General features: G+C 35.4%; 21 protein-coding genes. 19 read left to right on the forward strand and 2 right to left on the reverse strand.

Annotation, left to right across the window (positions count from 1 at the left end; translation table 11 throughout):
* Positions 1-74 precede the first annotated feature (74 nt).
* The 13 genes from BW983_RS02870 (at position 75) to BW983_RS02930 (ending at position 10,109) form a co-directional block, all read left to right on the forward strand.
* Positions 75-530, forward strand: a complete 456-nt coding sequence (locus BW983_RS02870) for a DUF1569 domain-containing protein (RefSeq protein WP_076549782.1) — start codon at positions 75-77, stop codon at positions 528-530.
* A 10-nt stretch (positions 531-540) separates the two neighbouring features.
* The gene (locus BW983_RS02875; RefSeq protein WP_076549784.1) at positions 541-1,011 is read left to right on the forward strand and encodes a hypothetical protein; all 471 of its coding nucleotides are present in this window, start codon (positions 541-543) and stop codon (positions 1,009-1,011) included.
* A gap of 83 nt (positions 1,012-1,094) precedes the next feature.
* Complete coding sequence (locus tag BW983_RS02880) at positions 1,095-1,466, forward strand: VOC family protein (protein WP_076549786.1); 372 nt, start codon at positions 1,095-1,097, stop codon at positions 1,464-1,466.
* Between the two features lie 67 nt (positions 1,467-1,533).
* Entirely contained in the window at positions 1,534-1,983 is a 450-nt protein-coding gene (locus BW983_RS02885) for a VOC family protein (RefSeq protein ID WP_076549788.1), read from the forward strand.
* 189 nt (positions 1,984-2,172) lie between these two features.
* Positions 2,173-2,850 (forward strand): DUF2490 domain-containing protein, encoded by a 678-nt coding sequence (locus BW983_RS02890; protein WP_076549790.1) that lies wholly within the window; start codon positions 2,173-2,175, stop codon positions 2,848-2,850.
* A gap of 69 nt (positions 2,851-2,919) precedes the next feature.
* The gene (locus BW983_RS02895) at positions 2,920-3,924 is read left to right on the forward strand and encodes a bestrophin family protein (RefSeq protein ID WP_076549792.1); all 1,005 of its coding nucleotides are present in this window, start codon (positions 2,920-2,922) and stop codon (positions 3,922-3,924) included.
* Positions 3,925-4,027: 103 nt separating this feature from the next.
* Positions 4,028-5,638 carry a Na+/H+ antiporter gene (locus BW983_RS02900; protein WP_076549794.1) on the forward strand — a complete coding sequence of 537 codons (1,611 nt, stop codon included), beginning with the start codon at positions 4,028-4,030 and terminating at the stop codon, positions 5,636-5,638.
* Positions 5,639-5,845: 207 nt separating this feature from the next.
* Positions 5,846-6,277 (forward strand): SRPBCC family protein, encoded by a 432-nt coding sequence (locus BW983_RS02905; protein ID WP_076549796.1) that lies wholly within the window; start codon positions 5,846-5,848, stop codon positions 6,275-6,277.
* Positions 6,274-6,783 carry a GNAT family N-acetyltransferase gene (locus BW983_RS02910; protein ID WP_076549798.1) on the forward strand — a complete coding sequence of 170 codons (510 nt, stop codon included), beginning with the start codon at positions 6,274-6,276 and terminating at the stop codon, positions 6,781-6,783. The genes BW983_RS02905 and BW983_RS02910 overlap by 4 nt, the downstream gene beginning before the upstream one ends.
* A gap of 168 nt (positions 6,784-6,951) precedes the next feature.
* Positions 6,952-7,974: a glutaminyl-peptide cyclotransferase gene (locus tag BW983_RS02915; protein ID WP_076549800.1), complete on the forward strand. Its 1,023-nt coding sequence runs from the start codon at positions 6,952-6,954 to the stop codon at positions 7,972-7,974.
* Positions 7,975-8,064: 90 nt separating this feature from the next.
* On the forward strand, positions 8,065-9,030 hold the full coding sequence (locus BW983_RS02920) for a hypothetical protein (RefSeq protein WP_076549802.1): 966 nt from the start codon (positions 8,065-8,067) through the stop codon (positions 9,028-9,030).
* 24 nt (positions 9,031-9,054) lie between these two features.
* The gene (locus tag BW983_RS02925) at positions 9,055-9,669 is read left to right on the forward strand and encodes a deoxynucleoside kinase (RefSeq protein WP_076549804.1); all 615 of its coding nucleotides are present in this window, start codon (positions 9,055-9,057) and stop codon (positions 9,667-9,669) included.
* A gap of 89 nt (positions 9,670-9,758) precedes the next feature.
* Positions 9,759-10,109, forward strand: coding sequence for an ArsC/Spx/MgsR family protein (locus tag BW983_RS02930; protein WP_076549806.1), 351 nt, complete (start codon positions 9,759-9,761; stop codon positions 10,107-10,109).
* Positions 10,110-10,223: 114 nt separating this feature from the next.
* On the opposite strand, the gene BW983_RS02935 is transcribed toward BW983_RS02930, so the two are convergent.
* Both BW983_RS02935 and BW983_RS02940 read right to left on the reverse strand, forming a co-directional pair.
* Positions 10,224-10,529 (reverse strand): DUF493 family protein, encoded by a 306-nt coding sequence (locus BW983_RS02935; RefSeq protein ID WP_076549807.1) that lies wholly within the window; start codon positions 10,527-10,529, stop codon positions 10,224-10,226.
* 40 nt (positions 10,530-10,569) lie between these two features.
* The gene (locus BW983_RS02940; protein ID WP_076549809.1) at positions 10,570-11,241 is read right to left on the reverse strand and encodes a DUF4197 family protein; all 672 of its coding nucleotides are present in this window, start codon (positions 11,239-11,241) and stop codon (positions 10,570-10,572) included.
* 349 nt (positions 11,242-11,590) lie between these two features.
* Between BW983_RS02940 and BW983_RS02945 the strand changes: the two genes are divergently transcribed.
* The 6 genes from BW983_RS02945 to BW983_RS02970 all read left to right on the forward strand — a co-directional run bounded on the left by BW983_RS02945 (position 11,591) and on the right by BW983_RS02970 (position 21,293).
* Positions 11,591-14,428: a SusC/RagA family TonB-linked outer membrane protein gene (locus BW983_RS02945; protein WP_076549810.1), complete on the forward strand. Its 2,838-nt coding sequence runs from the start codon at positions 11,591-11,593 to the stop codon at positions 14,426-14,428.
* A gap of 5 nt (positions 14,429-14,433) precedes the next feature.
* The gene (locus BW983_RS02950; protein WP_076549812.1) at positions 14,434-15,909 is read left to right on the forward strand and encodes a RagB/SusD family nutrient uptake outer membrane protein; all 1,476 of its coding nucleotides are present in this window, start codon (positions 14,434-14,436) and stop codon (positions 15,907-15,909) included.
* 68 nt (positions 15,910-15,977) lie between these two features.
* Positions 15,978-17,369 (forward strand): glucoamylase family protein, encoded by a 1,392-nt coding sequence (locus tag BW983_RS02955; protein WP_076549814.1) that lies wholly within the window; start codon positions 15,978-15,980, stop codon positions 17,367-17,369.
* A gap of 180 nt (positions 17,370-17,549) precedes the next feature.
* Positions 17,550-18,251: a carboxylesterase family protein gene (locus tag BW983_RS02960; protein WP_076549816.1), complete on the forward strand. Its 702-nt coding sequence runs from the start codon at positions 17,550-17,552 to the stop codon at positions 18,249-18,251.
* A 231-nt stretch (positions 18,252-18,482) separates the two neighbouring features.
* Positions 18,483-20,810 (forward strand): beta-glucosidase BglX, encoded by a 2,328-nt coding sequence (gene bglX, locus BW983_RS02965; RefSeq protein ID WP_076549818.1) that lies wholly within the window; start codon positions 18,483-18,485, stop codon positions 20,808-20,810.
* A gap of 93 nt (positions 20,811-20,903) precedes the next feature.
* Positions 20,904-21,293 carry a hypothetical protein gene (locus BW983_RS02970; RefSeq protein ID WP_076549820.1) on the forward strand — a complete coding sequence of 130 codons (390 nt, stop codon included), beginning with the start codon at positions 20,904-20,906 and terminating at the stop codon, positions 21,291-21,293.
* Positions 21,294-21,526: the final 233 nt, after the last annotated feature.

Consider the following 21,526-nt stretch of genomic DNA (forward strand, 5'->3'; position numbering starts at 1 on the left):
ACAAAAAAAATCGTAGTCGATAAAAATCAAACGAAAAAACTAATATATTTGTCTATAGTTAATTTAGAAAGTATATGGAAAATGTATTTGATGCAAAAGATGCTCAGAACTACATAGATAGAATAAACAAACTCGTTGAAGATACTCATGGATTATGGGGGAAAATGACAGTAGACCAAATGCTGGCGCACTGTTGTGTAACTTATGAAATGATATACGAGCCGGAAAAGCATAAAAAGCCAGGAGCGATTGCCAAGTTTATTCTGAAAACTTTTGTGAAACCTAAAGTAGTGGGTGAGAAATCATACCCAAGAGATTCCCCTACAGCCCCTCAGTTTTTAGTGACAGGAAGAAAAAATTTCGACGACGAAAAAGTAAGATTGATAGGTTTTATTCAGAAAACACAGCAGTTGGGAGCAGATGCCTTCGATGGTAAAGAATCTTTCTCTTTTGGAAAATTAAACGCGCAGGAATGGAATAATATGTTTGCAAAACATCTGAACCATCACCTGTCACAATTCGGAGTTTAAAAATCACTTTATGAAAAAACTTTTATTGCTCTTCATTCTGGCTGCCAATTTTATGTTGGGGCAAATGCCGGATATTTCAAATGCATGGCTGAATAACAGTAAACCTTATATCGGAACAATTGGAAGTAAGGGACAAGAACTGAAACTTAAGATCAATACCGCTGAACAGAATAAAAAGAATGATCAGGAGTATTTTGTTTCAGGATACTCTCTTGTAGATACTAATTATGCAAAATTTGAAGGCAAAATTACGATCTCGAAATATAAAGATTTCAAAAAACAGGGAACGGTATTTGGGGAATACGAATTGGCTGAAGAGAATAAAGGAAAACATTCAGGACTATTTAAAGGTCGTTTCGTTTATAATTTTAAATGGAACCGAAAAACCGAAAAAATTGAAGGCGAATATATTGAGCTGGTCGGAAACTGGAAAAGTTATGACGGAACATTAGAGTTCAAAACAAACCTGAAAAATCAATAATCAGTTTATTCATATTTATAAGAAATAAACTTCTAAAAAGGCTTGATATTCAAAATCAGCCTCAATCTAAACTCAATCAATATATGAAACTAGGAGCATTTTCAATCAGTTTAAGTGTAAAAGACCTTCAGAAGTCTAAGGATTTTTATGAAAAATTAGGCTTCACTACTATGGCAGGAGGTACAGAGCAAAATTATCTGATTATGAAAAACGGATCTACTTTGATCGGGTTATTTCAGGCAATGTTTGATGGTAATATGCTTACATTCAATCCTGGGTGGGACGAAAATGCACAAAACCTTGAATCTTTTGATGATGTCCGAGAGATCCAGAAACGTTTAAAAGAAGGAGGAATAGAAATTGAAAAAGAAGCTGATGAAACCACTTCAGGACCGGAACACATCTATCTGAAGGATCCTGACGGGAATATGATTCTGATTGATCAACACAGGTAGTACTAAGATACAGTTGAAGTTACCATCTTTTAAAAACTAATTAAAACTTAACTAATAAAAAACAATCATGGCATCAGTAAACGTTTATTTAACATTCAATGGAAACTGTAGAGAAGCATTTGATTTCTATAAATCAGTTTTCGGAGGAGAATATCCTTATATCGGAACTTTCGGAGAAATGCCTCCCATGGAAGGAAAAGAAACTCCTGAGGAAGATAAAGACAAAATCATGCACGTTACCCTTCCGATTTCCAAAGAAACGGTTTTAATGGGAAGCGATACAGGTGGAGAATGGGCTTCTAATTTTAAAGCAGGAAACAATTTCTCTATTTCCATCAATGCAGAATCTAAAGAAGAAGCAGACAAACTTTTCAATGGTCTTTCTTCTGGAGGACAGATTACCATGCCAATGGCTGATACATTTTGGGGAGCGTATTTCGGAATGTTTACCGATAAATTCGGGATCAACTGGATGGTAAATTATGATGATCCGGCTAAAATGCAGCAACACCCGTAAGATAATATAGATAAAACTATAAATGCAAACCGACAGTACAACCTGTCGGTTTTATTTTTAATTTTGAGTAAAAAGAAGGAGATTATTTAGTGATTTCAGCGTAAAGTATTGAGGTGAAAATTATGTTTGCTATTATTGATTTAAAATATTAATTTTGTTAAAAACGATAGATAATAGTAATTGATAAACATGAAAAAGATTTTTACGAAGTTGGCATTCACGGTATTGGGCTTGGGATCCGTTTTTACATTTGCACAGAAAAGTGATCTGGGTGCCTGGTATATGTATTTTGGGAATAATAAGATCAGTAAAAAACTGAACTGGCATAATGAGATTCAGTACCGAAACTTTGATGCGGTGGGAGACCTTGAACAGCTTTTGATTCGTACAGGGGTAGGATATGATTTAACGGAAAACAATAATAATGTATTGTTGGGTTACGGATTTATTCTCAGCCAGCCTTATGTAAACGGAGAAAAAAAGGAAAATATAGAGCACCGAATTTTCCAGCAGTTTATTACCAAACAGAAGTTTGGACGTTTTAATCTTCAGCATCGCTATCGTTTGGAAGAACGTTTTTTAGAGGACGATTTCAGGATGAGGTTCCGTTATATGTTAGGATTTAATATCCCGATTACCCAAAAGGAAATGCTGCCGAAAACACTGTATGCATCCGTTTATAATGAGATTTTCCTGCATTTTGACAGTCCGGTCTTCGATAGAAACAGGGTATATGGTGCTTTAGGATATGTCATTAATAAAAATATGAGAATTGAAGCAGGGTATATGAACCAGATTCAGGAAAACAGAAACAGAGGACAGATTCAGATTGGTTTTTATAACAATATTCCGTTTACCAAAAACTAATATTGACACTCCTTGCTGAATGCGATCTGATGAAAAAACATTAAATTATTAACACAAAAAACAACACATATGCATTCAGGAAAAAGATTTGGCGCGCGTGAATTTATCAATTGGACACGTCGCAGTATTTACGCCTTAATTGTATTGGCAGCCATTCCTACCATTCTATATTTTCTGGGATGGAAATTCCTTTCTGTGCCTTGGCAGCCCATTGCAATTATGGGAACCGCCGTTGCCTTTATTGTAGGATTTAAAAACAATGCGAGCTACAGCAGGCTTTGGGAAGCAAGACAGATTTATGGCGCGATCATCAATGACAGTCGTAGTTTTGGATATATTCTAAGAGATTCTCTTACTTCAAAAGATCCGAATAAAGTAAAAGAAATGTTTCTCCGTCATTATGCATGGCTTACGGCTTTGCGATTTCAACTTAGAGAACCGAGAGTCTGGGAAAATACAGGAACAGCACAGTTTGATGAATATGCCAAAAAATATGAAATCCCGGAAAGGGTTACAAAACTGGATTACGAACTGAAAAATTACCTTTCAGAAACAGAACTTCAGTATATTTTAAGTAAAAAGAACAGAGCTACCCAATTGATGGCAAGTCAAAGTAAAGAATTATCTGAAGCTTATGAAAAAGGAGAGATCAATGATTTTCAATGGACGCAAATCAACCAGCAATTGGTGAAATTCACAGACAGTCAGGGGAAAGCTGAGCGAATCAAGAATTTTCCTTATCCAAGAAACTTTTCTTCCATTACGACTTATCTTTTATTATTATTCATTGTATTTGTTCCTTTCGGACTATTAAAAGAATTTGATAAACTGGGAGAAGGTTCCGCAGTAGAAGGCTTAACAATTTGGTTTAATATTCCCTTTTCACTATTGGTTACATGGTGCTTTCATACCTTGGATAGCGTAGGAGAGGCATCTGTAAACCCTTTCGAGGGAAGTGCCAATGATGTTCCTATCACTCAGATCAGCCGTACCATAGAAATTGATATGAGAGATATGCTGGATGAAACCGATCTTCCGCCAGCCATTACTCCGAAGAATAATATTGTACTTTAATACAATCTAGGTCAGATAAAAAAACTATACAGTTTGAACAAAAATCAAATAAATCCTTGTTTAAACTTCAACAAAAAATAATACTTAAAAAAACTACATCAAAATGATTCACAGCTATGTTATAATATCCATTGTAGTCTTACTGTCTGTAATGATATTAGTAATGATTGGGCAGAAACTAAAGGTGGCTTATCCTATTTTCCTTGTGATCGCAGGGTTGCTGATAAGCTTCATTCCCGGAATGCCTCGTGTAGAAATAGAACCCGATCTTGTTTTCCTTATTTTTCTTCCGCCTATTCTTTTTGAAGCCGCATGGTTTACCTCATGGCAGGATTTTCACAAATGGAGAAAACAGATCTTTTCCATGGCATTTGGGCTGGTGTTTTTAACGTCAATTGTTGTTGCATATCTTTCATCATCTATTATTCCGGGGCTTACAGTGGCAATGGGATTCTTGTTAGGAGGTGTAAATTCTCCACCAGATGCGGTAGCAGCCACTTCGGTACTAAAACATATGAAGATCCCCAAAAAGATTACCAATATTCTGGAAGGAGAAAGCTTGATCAATGATGCATCCAGTTTAATTGTGTTCAAATTTGCTTTGGCAGCCGTTATTTCAGGTCAGTTTATTTGGAGAGATGCCGTTCAGGATTTCTTTACCATGGCGATTGGTGGAATTGCTGTAGGAGTGGCTGTAGGCTTTGCTTTTGGAGCATTGCTGAGGATTATTCCTACAAACTCAAATATTGATACGGTTATCACGTTGATCGTTCCTTACATCATGTACGTCGGCGCGGAACATTTTCACTTCTCAGGAGTATTGGCAGTAGTTGCGGGAGGATTGTTGATGTCTTATAACTCGCACTGCTACTTAAGCCATACCTCGAGAATTCAGTCCGGAAACGTCTGGAGTGTGCTGATATTTTTGATGAATACCATTATTTTCATCCTCATCGGTCTTGAATTACCAATAGTAGTTGAAGGATTAACGGATTATACTGTTTCAGAAGGTATTTTCTATAGCGTGGTGATCGGTGGAGCAATTATCGGAACGAGAATCGTGTACAGCTATGCATTGATGTATTTTCCAAGACTTTGCTCTAAAGAATTAAGGCTAAAAGTTCCCAAACCGGATTGGAGAGAACCTTTTATCATCAGTTTTGCTGCGATGAGAGGAGTGGTTTCATTGGCGGCAGCTTTATCTATTCCCGCTTTTTTACCCAATGGAGAAGCTTTTCCGCACCGTAATATTATTTTATTCGTAACTTTTGTTATTATATTGATTACATTGGTAGGACAGGGATTATTACTTAGCCCGATCCTGAAAATGTTAAATATACAAGATGCGGGAAGCGAGTTGCCTGAAGAAAAACAGGAAGTCATCTTAATGCGTAAGTTGAAAGAAACGGCATTGCGCAAGTTGGACGATGATTTTGCAGATTTAACAGTAACAAATAGCCTGGTTCGTCATCAGAAACATAAACTGGAAAACGAAATGATGCTCATGGCAGATAAAGCTCAATGTATGGCATCCACAGGAGATTATGTCACCGCAATCAACCAAAATAAAGATGTGCTCCGCCAAGTCATCCAAGCACAGAGAAACGAACTTCACAGAATGAAAAGGGAGAAAATATTTGATGATCATGTGATGAGAACCATCGAAATGCAATTGGATTTTGATGAAGCGAAAATTACCGGCTTTTCTCACTGATAATATTTGAAGCGATAAACTGCAAAAGTCACAAAAGGATTTAAGCTAAGTTTAAAATTAAAGTTAACACAAAGTGAAAATCTACAAATTTTCAAACTTAAGTGCTCTTTACAACTGTAAGATGATTAACTTTAAAACAACTTAAGTACTAAAATTCTTTTGTGACTTTTGTTGTTAAAAATAGTAGTTCATTCAAACTTTAATAATATGGATACACCCATTATTGTTCAATACAAGATCAATGCTCCTGTTGAAAAAATATGGAAAGCATTAACAGATAAAAATGAAATGAAGTCCTGGTATTTTAATATCGAAGACTTTGAACCAATAGTAGGGAAGATATTTAATTTCTATGAACCTGGTGACGAAAGTAAATATCATCATCAAGGTGAAATTCTGGAAATTATTCCCAATCAAAAATTAAAACATTCCTGGGCGTATCCTGATTTTTCAGCCCTGAAAACCACAGTTATCTGGGAATTACAACCGGATGATCAAGGAACTTTGGTGAAGCTAACCCATGAAGGAATTGAGAACTTTAAAGATTTGGGAGACGGCTTTTCAAGAGTAAATTTTACAGCAGGTTGGAATGCTATTATAGGACAAAGTTTAAAAGAATACGTAGAAAATAAACCATGATAGAGTTACAGTTATTTACCATCGATGACGTTCCAGCGTTGATTTCAAATATAAAAGATGAAAGATCACTACTTCAATTCGCTGGTCCCATGTATCACTTCCCTTTGACGACAGATCAGCTTCAAGGAGATTTGTCTGATGAAAACAGAACCTTATTCAAAATTATAGATCTGGAGAATCAGAATGTTATAGGTCATGCCCAGATATTTTTAAAAGAAGACACTTTTCTGCTGGGAAGAATATTAATCTGGGATGCAAACAACAGAGGGAAAGGCTATGGTAAAAAAGTAATGCAGGAACTTCTGAAATACGGTTTCAGCCATTATAGCAGACAACTTGCCGAACTAAATGTCTACGATTGGAATACCGGAGCCATTGAATGCTACAAAAAAGTTGGTTTCACTATTGATCCGGATGTTAGAAAAGAAGCAAAAATTGATGATGAAACGTGGATTTCAATCAATATGAAGATTGATAAAACAACTTTTGAATTACAGGAAGCATGATTAATTTACCAGACTTTGTTCCATGTTTTAGATTCATTTTGAATGGAAAGTGAGACGGTTTTAGATCTGTAACAATAATGCTTATATCCTACAATTTGGCGAACCTGTGGATAATGTTGGTATTACGGAATAAAATTTGCTATTTTTGGGGAAATATTTAGAATATCAATGAAAAAAAGTATAATAGCGGGTTTCGCAGCGATTTTATTATTGGCATCTTGTAATAAGGATAAAGAGATTCTTGATACATTGAATAACTATAATAATTCAATGGAAGCAAAAGGATATCATTTTGGTGATAAGCTACAGCTTCCGAAAGAGGTGACTGAAAATGCAGAAAGCGTAACCATTAGCTTTGGAGATAAAGAAACTACCAATTTGACGATTGATCCTAAGTTTTTTACATTGGGAGATAATGCCGTTACATTTAATATCAAAACCAAAGGCGGAGAAGTATTGAATCAGGATGCAACGATCAATGTATTTGCAAAAAATCCTGAAAAGAACCTAGCCTACGAAATTATCGCAGAATATCCTCACGATCCAAAAAACTTTGTACAGGGATTCCAGATTGAAGGAAATACCATTTATGAAAGTGACGGACAGAACGGTTCTTCTCAGATTTTAAAATATACACTAGGAACTACAACACCACTCGCTTCTACAAAACAAGCTCAGGAAGACTTTTCTGAAGGAAGTACGATTGTGGGAGATAAAGTATATCAGCTGACTTGGCAAAGCAAGAAAGGTTATGTTTATGATAAAAATTCATTAAAACTTCTTTCTGAATTTGCTTATCCAAATGTATTTGGTGAAGGTTGGGGACTTACTTATGATGGTAAAAGCTTAATCGCATCAGACGGAAGTAAACTTTTGTATTTCCTTGATGTGAATGATCCTTCAAAGCTGATCAAATATATTGCTGTGGCAGGAAGCTCTCAGGCATATGACCAATTAAATGAACTGGAATATCACAAAGGTTTTGTATATGCCAATGTTTGGCAAAAACCAATTATTCTAAAGATCAATCCGGAAACTGGTGAAGTAGTAGGAACATTCGATTTCACAGAAATTGCAAAACAAAATACAAAAGGAAGCGATGATGTATTGAACGGAATTGCTTTCAAAGGTGATAATATGCTGGTAACAGGTAAGAACTGGTCGAAGATTTATGAAGTTGTTATCAAATAATAAAAGTTTGATAACAATTTCTAACTGAATAAAATAAAGTATGTATATTGGTAGCGTTCCACAAGGAGCGCTATCTTAGTAAAAAGAATTTTGAGATTAATCTATCTGATATGCATTTTCATTTTCTGTTCTTCCGCAGCACAGAAAGTTCTTCCTTTAGATACCTTAAAGCTGAAGGAAGCCAAAGATATGCTTGCCGACGACTACGGAAATCTGTATATCTATAAAAATAAAGACTTCAGTTTCACGAAATATGATTCTTTAGGGAAACAGATCGGGAAAATGATGCTTACGGTTCCTTATAAAGTCCAATCCGTGCAAAATCCATTGAATGTACCTTTATTTTCAGAAAATGCTCAGGAAATGAAATTTGTAGATCAAAATATGAATGAAATTCAGCGCATTGATTTCAAACAGAAATTTGGGTTCATAAGAATGGCATATGCTGAAGATTTACAACAGTTATGGTTATTGGATGATAGCACAAAACGTCTGATACAGTACAATTTCAGGAATGATACAACGATAAATTCGTTTCCTTTCGATGTCAGTTTTGAAGACTTTATGGATCTTTTAGTATATGAAAGTAAGGTTTACATTCTTACTAAAAACCATATCCGGATTTATAGCCTCAAATTTGAAAAACTCTTTGAAGCTCCGGTAAATAACGGGAAACGTTTCAGAAGAGAGAACGATAATATATTAGTAATTACCAATAATTCAATTTTAAAATATGTTCCTGAAAAAGGGATGGCAGTTCTTTTTGAAGATCTGGACGCACAAATTGTGGATAAAAACATCCTTTCTTATTTTGAAATCAACGGGAACAAACTCTATCTTTACAGTCTTGAAAAAGTAAAGAAAGCCAGGCAGCAAAAACAACTGGAAACACAGCTTGAAGCAATACAGCCACCGACAGATAAACCTGCGGAAAGTGCTGAAGAAAAACCCAATGAAAAAGGTGAAGAAATAAAACCTCAAGACAATACATTGGAAAAGTTGATTCAGGATGCTTCCGAAGTTCAGACTGCAGGCGTAGAAAAGCTTATCAATTAATCAGTAAATACAAGGAAAAAGAATATGCATATTGCAGTTACAGGAAACATTGGAGCAGGAAAAACAACTTTAACTACGATGCTTTCTAAGCATTACGGATGGGATGCACAGTTTGAAGACGTAGATCATAATCCTTATTTGGAGGATTTCTATTCAGATATGAGCAAATGGAGCTTTGCACTGCAGGTATATTTCTTGGGAAGCAGATTCCGTCAGGTAAAAGAAATCAGAGAAAGCGGTAAAAATATCATTCAGGACCGTACCATTTATGAAGATGCACACATCTTTGCAGAAAACTTAAATGATATGAATCTCCTTTCCGACAGAGATTTCAACAACTATTCATCGGTTTTTGATCTGATGAAATCTTTTGTATCTGCACCGGATCTTTTAATTTATCTAAAATCAGACGTTCCGAATCTTGTAAAGAAAATCTACAAAAGAGGACGTGAGTATGAAGCTTCAATCAGTATCGAATATCTTTCAAAGCTTAATCAGAAGTATGAAAAATGGATATCCAACTACACAGAAGGAAAACTTTTAATAATTGAAGTAGATAATCTGGATTTTGTAGAAAAACCTGAGGATTTTGGATTTATCCTTGAAAAAATAGAGACAGAATTACACGGATTGTTTTAACAAATTTTTATCAGAATATTAAGAGAACATCCATTAGATTCTTGTTAAATTTGTTATTGGACGAGTTTAATTTTTTAAAATAAATAGAAATGTTAGTCAAGGTTTTACATAACGGAAGCTGTTCCAAATCAAATGCTGTATTGGAGTATCTTGATGAAAACGGAGTGTCTTTTGAGATTATCAATATCATTGAAGATCCATTGAGTGTTTTGGAAATTAAAACGGTATTGAAGAAATTGAATCAGAGTGTTTTCCATATCATTCGTAAAACGGATAAACTATATATGGAAAATTATGCAGATAAAAATTATTCTGAAGAAGAGTGGATCAAAATTCTGTCTGAAAATCCATCATTGATCCAGCGACCAATATTGGTGAAAGGTTCGGTAGCAATGTTGGGAAGACCTATCGAAAATGTAAAGTTCTTTATTGAGAAATAATAAATACATATAAAAACCGGCTGTTTCGTCTAGAAGCAGCCGGTTTTGTTTTTTATAAGGAGCCATTGTGTTTAAAAATAAAAAAGACTGCCAAATCTGACAGTCCTTAATGTTTTACAATAGAATAACGCCTTCTATTTTTGCTACTTCTTTATAAATATTCACTACCTGATTAGCATCCAATACAAATGCATTCACGTTGCAGGCTGTGTATTTTCCATTTTTGCTTTCGCGGTTTCCTAATGTAAACTTGATGCCATCAAAAACTCTGTAAATTTCAGTAAGTTTTGTCTGGTCTGTAGGAATAATAAATTTAAATAAATAATCCTCAGGAAAATCATGATGATCTTCCAATTTTTCCTTTAAAGACTTGTAGAAATCTTCAGGACTTGCGTGTTGATTTCCTTGTAATATATCCATCTGCAATTATTAATATAATATAAATATAACGAAATTTTTCTTATTTTCCAAATGGTCCTAGCAGGGATTTGGAGTTCTGATGTTCATAATCTTCAATAATATTGAAAAGCCCGCTAACCAGTTGTTCAGAGGCAAGTTTACTCAATCCACCTGAATTTACGGTGTTCGTATTTCCGCCTAAAAGACTTCCCAGAAAATTACTTCCGGACAAGGCTGTATTGATGGTTTTTACGATTCCATATTCATTCAGCTTTTCATCTACTTTTGGAGCAATAGCTGCAATAAGTTGCTGCGATGTTTTTTCCTTCAAAATTTGAGTGGCTGTAGTTCCCTGAATAATTCTGGTAACATCCTGTGCATTCAGGCTGTTTACTGCACCCTGTAAGATTGGTCTGGAAGTGTTTACAGTATAAGCTGCAGCCTGAGCAATATAATCTCTTTCTTTGGCTACCAATGATGGTGCAATCTTCTCAAGAAGGGAGTTTATTTCTCTCAATTCCTTAGGAAGTGCTTTATCTACCATATTATTCTGTAAAAAGGCTTCTTTATTGGTATAAATACCCATTCCTTTGTCAATACCATTTAGTAGCATTCTTTTAATAATAGAAAGTCCCATATCGGTAGTGGCAAGTGTAGTACAAGATTGTACAGTAGTTGTAATAACAGCACCGGTCCCGATAGTAAGGGCGGCTGCAATGATATATTTCTTCATTGATCTTTTTATTGCTTTTTTCAAAAACTGCACCAAAGGTAAATACTATTATCTATTTAACAAAATATTAAAATTAGTGTTATGATTTGGTGAATTTTTTAACTGAAATTGATATTTTGTAATTAAGGATATGATGATGATTTGATGTTTAATTTGGTTTTTAATTTGTAAATTTTAGATATTTATTTGTTTATGTTTAAAAAAAAAGAATTGTTTTTAAATTTTTAACAGACTTTAACGTGATTCAGTTTTTTTTATATTTTTGGCTAATGTCTTTTTTTGAGAAATTAATTTAACTCAAATAAAGATGTTGCCGAAATTTTGATTGTACGAATAAAATTGAAACTATATGAAACAAAGTAATTTAAAGTATCCATGTCTCATCGCCGTTTTATACTTCGGAATGAACGTGAATGCACAGGTTACAAATGACTCCACCAAGGTCCAGAAAATTGACGAAGTTGTCATGATTGGATATGGTAGTCGTAAGAAAGTGGATAACACCACATCAATTAGCTCTATCAGTGCCGAGGAAGTAACCAAAACTAAGGTTTTGAATGCTACGCAGGCAATTCAAGGGAAAGCTGCAGGGGTACAGATTATCGCATCTGATATGCCGGGATCTACACCTTCTGTAATGATTAGAGGTATGGGAACTGTTACAGGTGCAAGAGCACCATTGTATGTTGTAGATGGAATGTATTTCAATAATATCAATAATATCAATTCTAATGATATTTTAACTTATGATATTCTAAAGGATGCGGCAGCATTGGCTATTTATGGTAACAGAGCTGCTAATGGGGTAATTATCATCACTACAAAATCAGGAAAAGGAAAATTAAATGTTTCTTATGATGGATTAGTGGGTGTAAGAACTCCTCTGAAAACAGTAAAAATGGCAAATGCGTCAGAGTTTGCTGCTTACAATAATATAGCGCTTAATCAGGATCGTTTTTCCACTAATCAGCCGGTAAATACAGACTGGTTTAAAGAAATAACAAGAACGGGTGTTTACAATCAGCATAATCTTTCTATTTCTGGTTCTTCCGAGGCTGCAAAATATTTCTTTAGTTTAAGTAATTATGATGAGCAGTCTATTTTGAGAGGTACAGATTACAACCGTGCCACGATTAGGACTAATAATGAGTTTAAAATTACAAAGGGAATTACCTTATCTCAAAATTTAAGTGTTGCCTTTACAAAAGCTACTCCTAAACCTTTTAATGCTTTTACTACAGCGTATAAGCAATCTCCAATGGTTCCTGTATATTATGCTTCCGGACAGTTTGGAATGCCATATGTAAATACTACAACTGGTATTGTAGATTATACGGGTTATAAGTTTAATGATGTAACAAACCCTGTAAGTCAGTTATTGCTTAATAATGAGCAGAATAGAAATACAGTATTACAAGGAGGTCTGAAACTAGATATAGATATTATTCAAGGGTTGAAATTTACATCTCAATTTAGTGGAGAATATAGTAACTATAAAGCTTATAATTTTAAAGATGAAGTTGCTATCTGGCTTGCTGGGGATCCTACAAGAGTTCCAAACGCTTTTTCCAGTACAAATCCTAAAAATACGCTTGAAAATACAAGAGAAGATTATTATAACTGGGCTTTATCCAATTATTTAACATATAATAAAAAATTAGGAGTTCATGATATTGAAGCAACAATAGGTACTGAAACTACTGTGATGAATGGTATTGATCAGCTTATTGTTAAAAGAAAAAATCTATTACTAAATGATTCTAATTACTGGAATTTAAATGGAACTGATTATGTGAATAATGTTCAGAGTTTAAAATCAGTGAAATACGATAGAAATACAACTGTTTCTTACTTTGCTCGAGCTCAGTATAAATTAATGAATCGTTATTTATTAAGTGCAACAATCAGACGTGACGGATCTTCTCAGTTTGCAGCTGGACAAAAATGGGGTACTTTCCCTTCATTCGGTGCAGGATGGATTATTTCTGAAGAAGAATTTATGAAAGATGGATTCTTTGATCTATTAAAATTAAGAGGAGGTTGGGGTAAATTAGGAAACCAAAAAGTTCCGTTAAATTATCTTCCTTTAAACTCTGGGGTAAATTATAACTATGGATTTGGAAATGCCAATCCGGTAAGTAATGGTATTACTGTAAACAAAGGATATGATCCTGTATTAGGATGGGAGGTTACTGAAGAAAGCTCTTTAGGTTTGGATTTCGGAATGTTCAATAAAAGATTGACAGGTAGCATTGATGCTTATAACAGAGAAACAACGAATCTTATTCTTGGTATTACGAATTATATGACATCAGGACAGTCTGAAACTTATTATTCTCACGTAGGGGCAGTAAGAAACAGAGGGATGGAATTCTCTATGAACTGGGCTGATAAAGTAGGCGAAAACTGGTCATACTCTTTAGGGGCAAATTACTCTTTCAACGAAAATACACTTACCAGAGTCGATACAAACAAAAATATTGCTCAGTTAAGCGGAGGAAGTCTAAGTAACGGGGAATGGGTAAAACTCTTTAATGGTTCTACTGTAGGTCATGCGTTAGGAAGTTTTTATTTATGGGAATACGACGGTTTGGATGCTAATGGAAATATGAAGTATAAAGACCTTAACGGAAATGGTATTACAGGGCGTGCGGATGCAGGGGATAGAAAATATTTCAACTCTTATATTCCAAAGTCAATGCTGGGAGTTAATGTTTCTGTAAGCTATAAAAACTGGGATTTTGCTGCAAATGGATATGGAGCATTTGGGTTTAGTGTTTATAATGGTAAAAAAGCTCAAAGAAGTAACAACGTAAATATTGAATCATCAGTAGCGCAAGATTATTGGACTTCAGCCAATCCAAATGGTACAAATCCAAAACCAGCTACAGATAATCCGTTGGCATCTACATATTACCTTGAAGATGGAGATTATTTTAGAATTAATAATATATCAATTGGTTATACTGTGAAAAATGTAGTGGATTATGTGAAATCTGTGAAGTTTTATGTAAGTGCAATCAATCCTTTTGTATGGCAAAAATATTCAGGTTATTCAACAGAATTATCAGGATATGATCCTGCAGATGCAAAAACAGAAGGTGATCCTTACAAACTGGCTGGGGTAGAATTGAATGCTTATCCTACTTTAAGATCTTTTGTATTCGGTGTAAACGTAAACTTTTAGAAAAAATGAAAAGAAATAAGATATTATTAGTCTCTTTAATGTTATTAGGATCAGTAGCTGCTGTACAAAGTTGCAGTGATGAGTTTGTAGACGTGAAGCCTTCAGAATCTATGACAATTGAAGATCTTGATAAATTTAATAATAATGACGGTGCTACTTACTTCGTAAATTCAATCTATGCTAAATTTTTAGATTGGGATATGAGTACATTTGCCTGGATCGGAGTAACTTCTATTATTTCTGATGATGCAGATAAAGGTTCTACAGTTGGAGATAATGGGTCAGATAAAAATCTTTTGGATGCTTTAGATATTACTGCAACTACTCCTTCTTTTAAAGAATTGTTTACGTCTAATTATCAAGGGATCAATAGAGCTAACCAGGCGTTGAAATATATTCCACAATTGGATAAAGCAGATGCTGAGTTACGTAAAAGATTAACAGGAGAAGCAAAATTCCTAAGAGCTTTTATGTATTTTACTTTGGTAAGATCATTTGGAGGAGTACCAATGGTAGATAGAGTTCCTGTTTTAGGAAATGAAGAAGATAAAAAAATGCAGCTTTCAAGAGTTTCCAAGGAGGAAATATATGCTTTTATTGAAAAGGATTTGAAAGATGCTATAGAATCGTTGCCTAATAAATCTGTATATTCCGGAAATAATATTGGTAGAGCTTCAGTAGGAGCTGCTCATGCACTTCTTGCTAAGGTTTATCTGTATCAGAAAAAATGGCAATTGGCAGCGGAGCAATGTGATTTGGTAGCAGGATATTCTCTAACTCCTAATTTTATTGATATTTATAAAGTTTCAGGAGAAAATAATGCAGAATCTATCTTTGAAATCCAAGGCTCAGGTGCCGATGCTGGTAGAGCTATAAAACAATATAGTCAGGTACAAGGAGTTCGTGGTTCCGGAGGTTGGGGCTGGGGATTTGCAACGCCTACTCAAGGATTGTATGATGCCTATACAGCAGAAGGAGATACAGAAAGAAGAGATGCTACTATCATTCACAGAGATATGACTTTGTATGATGGAAGATATATTCCTAAAACAGTGGAAAATAAGTTCTACAATTATAAGGCTTATTCATCTGCGTTCTACGATAAAGAAAATACAGACACCAATATCCGTTATCTGAGATATGCTGAGGTTCTTTTAATCAAAGCAGAAGCAGCTAATGAATTAGGTCAGACAAGTACTGCGATTACATTATTAAACCAAGTAAGAGAAAGAGCTAAGATTAATCCAACCACAGCAACTTCCCAAGCAGATGTAAGAACAGCAATCTGGAAAGAAAGAAGATTAGAATTGGCTTTTGAGCATGACAGATGGTTCGATCTTGTTAGAACAGGTCAGGCGCCAACTGCAATGGCTGCGGATGGCGGAAAAGTTTTCAAGGTTGGAAAACATGAGCTATTCCCACTTCCTTATGAATTCATAATGGAATCTGGAGGTTTATCCCAACAAAACCCAGGATATTAATAATAATCATAAACTAGAGGAGAGTGAAAATTCTCCTCTAATTTTATAACCAGTAAACAACGATACCAATGAAAAGGACCCTACTGACAATTGCTGTAACTTCTTTATTTTTTACTTATTCCTGTAAAAATGCTCAGGTTTCCCAACCAAAAACAACAGAAAATAAAACTGTCAAAAGTAATATTACCGATGAACAGCTGATGGATAAAGTGCAGCAAGATGCATTGAAGTACTTCTGGGACTATGCTGAACCCAATTCAATGTTGGGAAGAGAACGTTACCACGAAGATGATATCTATCCCGATAATGATAAGCATGTGATTACTACAGGTGGTTCAGGTTTTGGGCTGGCAACTATTCTGGTAGGTGTTGAAAGAGGCTTTGTTCCAAGAAAAGAAGCAGTGAAAAGATTGACGAAAATGATGGATTTTCTTGCAAAAGCAGACCGTCATAAAGGAGCATGGTCGCATTGGATCAATGGAGAAACAGGAAAAACAGTCTCTTTTGGTAAAAAAGATAACGGTGGAGATCTTGTAGAAACCGCATTTCTTACTTCAGGAATACTGATGGTTCGTGAATACTTCAAAAACGGAAACGCTGAAGAAAAAGCGTTGGCTGCAAAATGTGACGAATTATGGAAAGGAATTCAATGGAACTGGTACACAAAAGGCGGTGAAAAAGTATTGTACTGGCATTGGTCTCCAGAATATCAATGGGAAATGAACTTCCCGCTCGAAGGCTATAATGAATGTCTTATTACTTACATTCTGGCTGCATCTTCACCCACATATTCCATAGATGCGGAAACTTATTATAAAGGCTGGACCAGAAACGGAACCTATCTTACAGACAAAACAAAATACGGATTACCTCTGTATGTAAAATACAACTATGCCGAAGAATACGGCGGTCCATTATTCTGGGCTCAATATTCCTATATCGGGCTTGATCCTACAGGATTATCCGATAAATTGGTAAAGAATTACTTTGACGTAAATAAAAACCAAACCCTTATCGATTACAAATACTGTGTTGAAAATCCAAAACAATGGAAAGGTTACGGACCAAACTATTGGGGATTGACAGCCGGATATACAAGAAATCAGGACGGAAGTACAGGATACACTGCTCACATGCCAACCAATGATAACGGAGTCATTACTCCTACAGCAGCTTTAAGCAGTTTTCCATATACTCCAAAAGAATCAATGGATTTTTTAAGGTTTATCTACACTCAAAAACCTGAATTTATAGGATCAGCAGGTCCTTATGATGCAACATCTGTCAATTATAACAATTGGTCTACCCCAAGGTATCTTGCTATAGATCAGGGAACCATTGCACCGATGATTGAAAACTACAGAACAGGATTCCTTTGGAAACTATTTATGAATGCCCCGGAAATTCAACAAGGATTGAAAAAACTAAGCTTTCAATCTTCAAAATATGGAATAAAATAAAGGCAAATATTGCTTTTGAATTTATAATAAAGATCCACATATTTTAAACACAATCATCTGCCCGATCTGTGAAAGAAAAAGATATAAGCGTCACATAATATTCAATAGAAATGGGGTTTAGCCCATTTAAAATAAACAAAGCACCAAATCCAAAGGCTTTAGCCAAAACCTAACAGCATTATGAAATTAAAACATCTTTCCCTTTTGCTCTTACCATTTTCCTTACAGCTCAACGCACAGGAAATAAAAGCAGAACTAAATAAAGAAATCAAACGAGCAGAAAAAATATCTTACATCCTTGATTACCCTCAAAAGGTAAAAGGAAATGTACCGTTAATTGTATTTCTTCATGGTTCAGGAGAAAGAGGAAATAATCTGGAAATGGTAAAAGCACACAGCCCATTTACCTATAAAGATCAAATTAAAGAACCAGTTGCGATTCTTGCACCACAATGTCCGGCAGATACTTGGTGGGATACCGTAACCGTCTATAATCTGATTAAAGAAATTCAGAAAAAATACAAAATAGATACCTCAAGAATTTACCTTACCGGACTTTCAATGGGAGGCTGGGGAACCTTGAAGCTCGCAATGGAACATCCTGAAATGTTTGCAGCCGTAGTTTCTGTCTGTGCCCCTACAGATCAGGTAATGACAGCCAATATTCAACAGTATAAAAACTTGAATATGAAAATATACCACGGCGGAATGGATGATATTGTATTACCAGAGAACGCTTTTAAGTTCTATCAAAAACTTCATCCGGTAAACCCATCCGCAGAATTGATCATTTTCCCAAATGATAACCACAATTCATGGGACTCTGCATATTCAAACCCACAATTGTATGAATGGATGCTTTCAAAGAAAAAGAATAACTAATCCGTATTTAAAAAGAAAACTTTTAAAACCTTAGGATTAATACTCAATAATATAGAAGAAATTTCATATTTTTGAATATTGTCTTTTTTAGAGACAATAGTAAATCTGTTCATTCAGATTAAAATTAAAAATAGATCTTTACTGAATATCAATGCCTTCAGTATTAAAGATTAAAAATAAAAAAGTAACGTTCTTGCGTTAAATAAAACAGAACAATAAGAAGTTAGATTTATGAAAAAACTAATCGTCCTTGCTGCCTTAGCACTTTCACCCGTATTTTCGGCTCAGGAAATGGTAGACAAGCCCGTGCAGTCGTATCAGACGGCTCAGTATCAGGCAAAAAAGAAAGCCTTTGTAGACAATCTTTTATCTAAAATGACCTTGGATGAGAAAATCGGTCAGTTGAACCTTCCCACTTCCGGAGACTTTACAACCGGGATGGCTCAGAGTTCAGATATCGGAAAGAAAGTAGAGCAGGGATTAGTAGGAGGACTGTTTAATATCAAAGGAGCAGATAAAATTAAAGCGGTTCAGAAAGTAGCCGTTGAAAAAAGCCGCCTTAAAATCCCAATGATCTTCGGAATGGATGTGATCCACGGTTACGAAACCACTTTCCCGATTCCATTAGGATTAGCCGCGTCATGGGATATGAATCTCGTACAGCAATCCGCAAAAGTAGCCGCAAGAGAAGCTGCTTCAGACGGAATCAACTGGACATTTTCGCCAATGGTAGATATTTCCCGCGAACCAAGATGGGGTAGAGTTTCCGAAGGATCAGGGGAAGACCCGTTCCTGGGAAGCGAAATCTCCAAAAACATGGTGTACGGTTATCAAGGGAAAGATCTGGCTAACGGAACCAATATTTTAGCTTGTGTAAAGCATTTTGCATTATACGGAGCAGGCGAGTCCGGAAGAGATTACAACACAGTTGATATGAGCCACGTGAGAATGTTCAACGAATATTTTCCACCTTATAAAGCAGCTGTAGATGCCGGAGTTGCTTCAGTAATGGCTTCCTTCAATGAAGTAGACGGAGTTCCAGCCACTGGAAACAGATGGCTTCAGACAGAAGTGTTGAGAAACCAATGGAAATTTAAAGGTTTTGTGGTAACAGACTATACCGGAATTAATGAAATGGTTGATCACGGAATGGGAGATCTTCAGCAGGTTTCAGCTTTAGCCTTAAAAGCAGGAGTTGATATGGATATGGTAGGAGAAGGATTCTTAACCACATTAAAAAAATCTCTATCCGAAGGAAAAGTTACGCAGGCAGAAATTGATATGGCTGCAAAAAGAATCCTTGAAGCAAAATACGACCTTGGATTATTCGACAATCCTTACAAACATGGAGATGCAAAGTTGGCAGCAAAAGAAGTTTACAACTTAGAAAACAGAAATATTGCAAGAAACGTTGCTGCACAGTCGATGGTTTTAATGAAAAATGAAAACCAGGTTTTACCTTTGAAAAAATCAGGAACAGTTGCTGTGATCGGTCCATTGGTAAATAACTCTATGAATATGGCAGGAACCTGGAGTGTTGCAACAAAACATGCCGTTTCTGTTAATTTAATGCAGGGACTTCAGGCAAACTACGGAAAAGAAGTAAAATTTCTTTCTGCAAAAGGAGCCAACATCGATTATGATGCAAAATTGGAAGAAATCTACGCAGCTCACGGAAAGAAAACAGACAGAGACAGCCGTTCAAAAGAAGAATTATTAAAAGAAGCCGTTGACGTTGCTAATAAAGCAGATGTGATCGTTCTTGCTATCGGAGAATCAGCAGAAATGAGTGGTGAATCTTCTTCAAGATCAGAAATTACCATTCCCCAATCTCAGGTAGACCTTTTGAACGAATTGAAGAAAACAGGAAAACCAATCGCCATGATCCTATTCACAGGACGTCCGTTAGCTTTAACGAATGTAAAAGATACTCCGGATGCAATCCTTAATGCATGGTTCCCGGGATCTGAAGCAGGAAATGCAATGGCAGACGTTCTTTTTGGAAAAGTAAACCCATCAGGAAAACTTCCAATGACCTTTCCTAGAAGCTTAGGACAGATTCCAATTTATTATAACGCTAAAAATACAGGTCGTCCTTTAGATCAGAAATTGACGGATAAATGTGAATACCAAAGATTCCGCTCCAATTATATGGATGAATGTAATACACCTTTATACGCTTTTGGATACGGATTGAGCTATACCAAATTTAATTATTCAGATATCAGTATTTCCAATGCAAGCCCAAAAGGAGATCAAACCATTCAAGCATCAGTTACTATTACTAATACCGGAAACTATGATGGAGCAGAAGTCGCTCAGTTATACATTCGTGATATGGTAGGGAGTATCACAAGACCTGTAAAAGAATTAAAAGGGTTCCAGAAAATATTTTTGAAAAAAGGAGAATCGAGAAAAGTAACCTTCGATATCACCCCGGAAAACCTGAAATTCTATAACGGAGATCTTAAATACGACTGGGAATCAGGAGAGTTTGATATCATGATCGGAACCAGCTCAGATAACGTGAAACGTTCAAAAATTACATGGACAAAGTAAGAACGTAAGATAATTTTTCACAGGAATGTGTATTTTGCTTTTTTGGCATGATTTTTAATAATATCCAGCTTAATTAATATTATACAAAAAAGCATGAAAAAAACGATTTTATTGAGCGCAATGTTCCTTGGTACTTTAGCATTCGCACAGCAAACACCAGTATTAGGTGGCGATAAAGATGCTCACGGATGTATCGGTTCAGCAGGATATACCTATTCACAGATCAAGAAAAACTGTGTAAGAACTTTTGAAGAGAAAATTAAGTTAAAAGAAGTAGCTACAAATGGCGACTATATTGCAGCTGTTATTTTCAGTAAAGACAAGAAAAAAGCTGAGGTTTTCGTAAAAGATGCTGAAGGAGGAAGCGTAATTCTTACCAGACCAGGAAAAGCAAAAGCTTGGAAAAAAGATGGTTATGTATTGACTCCTTACAAAAAAAGCGGTTATCAGCTTAAAAAGGACAATGTTGTGATCTATCAATAAAATCCGGTTTACAAAAAAAATAAAGTTACTCGAAAGGGTGACTTTTCTTATTTTCAGGAGCTTCATCCCGCTATCCACTCATACTCCTCGCGCCAAATTTTCCCACTCCAAAACCTTCAAGCCTTCCAATCTGTGCTGTGGGGTAACCGTTTCTATCGGGGCTAGGTTATTATCTCTTTTTTTGATTTTCAGATCAATTTAAAAATATTCTTAATGGTTTAAAATACGTCGAG

Origin of the sequence: Chryseobacterium ureilyticum (assembly GCF_900156735.1) — a bacterium.
GTDB classification, from domain to species: domain Bacteria; phylum Bacteroidota; class Bacteroidia; order Flavobacteriales; family Weeksellaceae; genus Chryseobacterium; species Chryseobacterium ureilyticum.

Coding starts and splice junctions, on each gene's coding strand:
- BW983_RS02870 (WP_076549782.1), top strand. CDS start 75: ATGGAAAATGTATTTGATGCAAAAGATGCTCAGAACTACATAGATAGA.
- BW983_RS02875 (WP_076549784.1), top strand. CDS start 541: ATGAAAAAACTTTTATTGCTCTTCATTCTGGCTGCCAATTTTATGTTG.
- BW983_RS02880 (WP_076549786.1), top strand. CDS start 1,095: ATGAAACTAGGAGCATTTTCAATCAGTTTAAGTGTAAAAGACCTTCAG.
- BW983_RS02885 (WP_076549788.1), top strand. CDS start 1,534: ATGGCATCAGTAAACGTTTATTTAACATTCAATGGAAACTGTAGAGAA.
- BW983_RS02890 (WP_076549790.1), top strand. CDS start 2,173: ATGAAAAAGATTTTTACGAAGTTGGCATTCACGGTATTGGGCTTGGGA.
- BW983_RS02895 (WP_076549792.1), top strand. CDS start 2,920: ATGCATTCAGGAAAAAGATTTGGCGCGCGTGAATTTATCAATTGGACA.
- BW983_RS02900 (WP_076549794.1), top strand. CDS start 4,028: ATGATTCACAGCTATGTTATAATATCCATTGTAGTCTTACTGTCTGTA.
- BW983_RS02905 (WP_076549796.1), top strand. CDS start 5,846: ATGGATACACCCATTATTGTTCAATACAAGATCAATGCTCCTGTTGAA.
- BW983_RS02910 (WP_076549798.1), top strand. CDS start 6,274: ATGATAGAGTTACAGTTATTTACCATCGATGACGTTCCAGCGTTGATT.
- BW983_RS02915 (WP_076549800.1), top strand. CDS start 6,952: ATGAAAAAAAGTATAATAGCGGGTTTCGCAGCGATTTTATTATTGGCA.
- BW983_RS02925 (WP_076549804.1), top strand. CDS start 9,055: ATGCATATTGCAGTTACAGGAAACATTGGAGCAGGAAAAACAACTTTA.
- BW983_RS02930 (WP_076549806.1), top strand. CDS start 9,759: ATGTTAGTCAAGGTTTTACATAACGGAAGCTGTTCCAAATCAAATGCT.
- BW983_RS02935 (WP_076549807.1), bottom strand. CDS start 10,529: ATGGATATATTACAAGGAAATCAACACGCAAGTCCTGAAGATTTCTAC.
- BW983_RS02940 (WP_076549809.1), bottom strand. CDS start 11,241: ATGAAGAAATATATCATTGCAGCCGCCCTTACTATCGGGACCGGTGCT.
- BW983_RS02945 (WP_076549810.1), top strand. CDS start 11,591: ATGAAACAAAGTAATTTAAAGTATCCATGTCTCATCGCCGTTTTATAC.
- BW983_RS02950 (WP_076549812.1), top strand. CDS start 14,434: ATGAAAAGAAATAAGATATTATTAGTCTCTTTAATGTTATTAGGATCA.
- BW983_RS02955 (WP_076549814.1), top strand. CDS start 15,978: ATGAAAAGGACCCTACTGACAATTGCTGTAACTTCTTTATTTTTTACT.
- BW983_RS02960 (WP_076549816.1), top strand. CDS start 17,550: ATGAAATTAAAACATCTTTCCCTTTTGCTCTTACCATTTTCCTTACAG.
- bglX (WP_076549818.1), top strand. CDS start 18,483: ATGAAAAAACTAATCGTCCTTGCTGCCTTAGCACTTTCACCCGTATTT.
- BW983_RS02970 (WP_076549820.1), top strand. CDS start 20,904: ATGAAAAAAACGATTTTATTGAGCGCAATGTTCCTTGGTACTTTAGCA.